Source organism: Asanoa sp. NPDC050611 (genome assembly GCF_040654855.1).
Classification (GTDB): domain Bacteria; phylum Actinomycetota; class Actinomycetes; order Mycobacteriales; family Micromonosporaceae; genus Asanoa.
This window is the reverse complement of sequence record NZ_JBFAIU010000556.1, coordinates 1-2930: the sequence shown is the minus strand read 5'-3', so window position 1 is coordinate 2930 and position 2930 is coordinate 1. Positions and strand designations below refer to the sequence as shown.

The 2930-nt window shown below is 74.4% G+C and carries 3 protein-coding genes; 2 read left to right on the top strand and 1 reads right to left on the bottom strand.

Annotated features, from left to right (window positions below; translation table 11 throughout):
* Positions 1-670: iron chelate uptake ABC transporter family permease subunit (locus AB0H87_RS40115; RefSeq protein ID WP_360158544.1), on the top strand; the 670-nt coding region annotated here is incomplete at its 5' end.
* Positions 667-1440, top strand: coding sequence for an ABC transporter ATP-binding protein (locus AB0H87_RS40110; RefSeq protein WP_360158541.1), 774 nt, complete (start codon positions 667-669; stop codon positions 1438-1440). The genes AB0H87_RS40115 and AB0H87_RS40110, both read left to right, overlap by 4 nt.
* On the opposite strand, the gene AB0H87_RS40105 is transcribed toward AB0H87_RS40110, so the two are convergent.
* The coding region (locus AB0H87_RS40105) for an ABC transporter ATP-binding protein (RefSeq protein ID WP_360158538.1) at positions 1437-2930 on the bottom strand (1494 nt) is incomplete at its 5' end. The two genes, AB0H87_RS40110 and AB0H87_RS40105, sit on opposite strands and share 4 nt — an antisense overlap.

Genomic DNA, 2930 nt, shown 5'->3' with positions numbered 1-2930 from the left:
GGAGCTCGTCGCGACGAGCCGCATCGCCAAGGCGCAGGCGCGGGTCGATGCCTCGCTGCCCTACGCCCAGGCGATCACCTCCTGGCGCGACGGCGTCACCGGCTACCGGTTCATCCTGATCGGCATCGGCATCGCCGCGTTCTTCGACGGGCTGATCGGCTTCGTGCTCAGCCGGGGCCAGCTCTTCGAGGCCCGGCAGGCGATGCACTGGCTGACCGGCTCGGTCGGCCAGGCCAGCACCACCGAGCTGCGCCTGCTCTTCGGGGGCCTGCTGGTGCTGCTGCCGCTGGCGATGCTGCTCCAGCGTCCGCTGCGGGCCCTGGACCTGGGCGACGACACGGCCAGGACACTGGGCCTGCGGGCGGAGCTCAGCCGGGCCGCGCTGCTCGGCACCGCGCTCGTGCTGGTCGCGCTGGCGGTCTCCGTGGCCGGCCCGATCGTCTTCGTGGCCCTGGTCGCCGGCCCGATCGCCAACCGCCTGCTCGGCCCGGCCACGGGCGGCATCGTCGCCGCCGCGCTGGTCGGCGCCGCCACGCTGCTGGCCGCCGACCTGGTGGCCGTGCACCTGCTGCCCACCCCGCTGCCCACCGGCGTCGTCACCGGCGCGGTCGGCGCACCCTATCTGCTGTGGCTGCTGGCCACGACCAACCGGCAAGGAGCGGGCGGATGAGCCGACTGCGGACCGAAGACCTGACGCTCGGGTACGACGACCGGGCCGTCGTGAACAACCTCGACGTGACCGTGCCGGACGGGCGGGTGACGGCGATCGTCGGCGCCAACGCCTGCGGGAAGTCCACATTGCTGCGTGGGCTGGCGCGCCTGCTGGCGCCCCGGGGCGGCGCCGTCTACCTCGACGGGCGGGCGTTGGCGGACCTGCGTACGCTCGACGTGGCAAAGGTTCTGGGCCTGTTGCCGCAGTCCCCCGTCGCGCCCGACGGCATCACGGTCGCCGACCTGGTGTCCCGGGGCCGCTATCCGCACCAGGGCTGGTTCCGGCGGTGGACCGACCAGGACCACGACGCCGTGACCAGGGCGCTGGCCGCCACGGGCACCGCGGACCTGATCGACCGGCCGATCCGCTCGCTGTCGGGCGGCCAGCGGCAGCGGGTCTGGGTCGCGATGGCCCTCGCCCAGGACACCGACCTGCTGCTGCTCGACGAGCCGACCACGTTCCTGGACATCAACCACCAGGTCGAGCTGCTGCGCCTGCTGCGCACGTTGAACGAGGAGTCCGGCAAGACCATCGTGGTCGTGCTGCACGACCTCAACCTGGCCTGCCGGTTCTGCGACCACCTGATCGCGATGTCCGGCGGCCAGATCGTCGCCGAGGGCGCACCGACCGACGTGGTCACCGCGGCCCTGGTCGAGAAGGTGTTCGGTCTGACCTGCCTGATCGTCCCGGACCCGGTGGCGGGGACGCCCATGATCGTGCCCGCCTAACGAGACCAGGCTTCCCACAACGTGGCGTACGCGCCGCCCGCGGCGATCAGTTCCGCGGGTGTGCCGATCTCGACGATCCGGCCGTGCGCCATCACCGCGATCCGGTCGCAGGTCTGTGCCTGGGTCAGCCGGTGCGCGACCACGATGGCCGTGCGGTCCTGCAGCAGGGCAGCGCTGGCCTGGTCGAGCTGGCGGGCGCCGGCGCTGCCGGCCTCCGCGCTGGCCTCGTCGAGGATCACCACCGGCGGGTCGACCAGCGCGATCCGGGCCAGCGCCAGCTGCTGCGCCTGGCTCGCGGACAGCGGGTGCTCGCCGTCGCCGACGCGGGTCGCCAGGCCCGCCGGCAGCGCCGCCACCCACTCGTCGGCGCCGACCAGCTTCAGCGCGGCCTGCATCTCCTCGTCGGTCGCGTCCGGCGCCGCCAGCCGCAGGTCCTCGGCGAGCGTGCCGGCGAAGACGTGCACCTCCTGGGTCACCACGCCGACGAGCCGGCGCAGCTCGTCCGGCGCCAGGGAGCCGATCGGCCGCCCGCCCAGCAGCACGTCGCCGCCGCCGGCCGGGAACACCCCGCCCAGGATCGCGGCGAGCGTGGTCTTGCCGGCACCACTCTCGCCCACGACCGCCAGCGACCCGCCGGCCGGGATCGTCACCGACACGTCGTGCAGCACCGGCGGCCCGTCCAGGTAGCGGTGCCGGATCCCGTCGGCGACCACGTCGGTGGCCGGCCGCGGCCCGGACGACGCACCGGCGCGGGCCGGCAGGGCGAGGTCCGCGACGCCGACCAGCCGGGCCAGCGCGGCGCCGGCCGACTGCACGTCGTTGAAGGTGACCAGCAGCATGCCGAGCGGGCCGAACAGGCGGTGGAACAGCAGCGCCGCCGCGGTCACCTCGCCGACGGTGCTGGCGTCCGCGCGGACCAGCAGGAAGCCGGTGAACAGCACGGCGGAGAGCCCGATGGCCTCGGCGTAGTTCATCATGTTGGCGAACCACAGGAAGCCGCGCACGGCCCGCAGCCGGGCGTCCACGGCGCCGCGGGAGGCCTGCTCGACGCGGGCGCTCTGGCGGTCCTCCATGCCGTACGCGTGCACGGTCCGCGCACCGTTGAATGTGGACAGCAGGCTCTGCGTGCGCACCGCGACCGCCCGCCGCTCGGCCGCGTACCGGGTCTTCGCCTGTGGCAGGAACCGGCGCAGGCTCACCGCGTACACCGGGAACACGACGAGGAACGCCAGCGCGATCCGCCAGTCGAGGGTGGCGAAGCCGGCGAACGTGATGACGACCGTGACGACCGCGCCGAACACCTCGGCGGCGAGCTGCGTCGCGTCGGTCACCTGCTCGACGTCGTCGGTGACCCGGGAGGCCACGTCGCCGGCGCCGGCGGCCTCGAGCCGGGCCGCGTCCATCCGCAGCGCGTGGTCGAGCACCTCCTCGCGCAGGTCGGCACAGGCCCGGGCGCCCCACTCGGCGACCAGCCGCGGTCCCGCCAGCCG

Excerpts from the sequence above, each read along its gene's own strand:
- AB0H87_RS40110 (WP_360158541.1), top strand. The coding sequence starts at position 667 with ATGAGCCGACTGCGGACCGAAGACCTGACGCTCGGGTACGACGACCGG.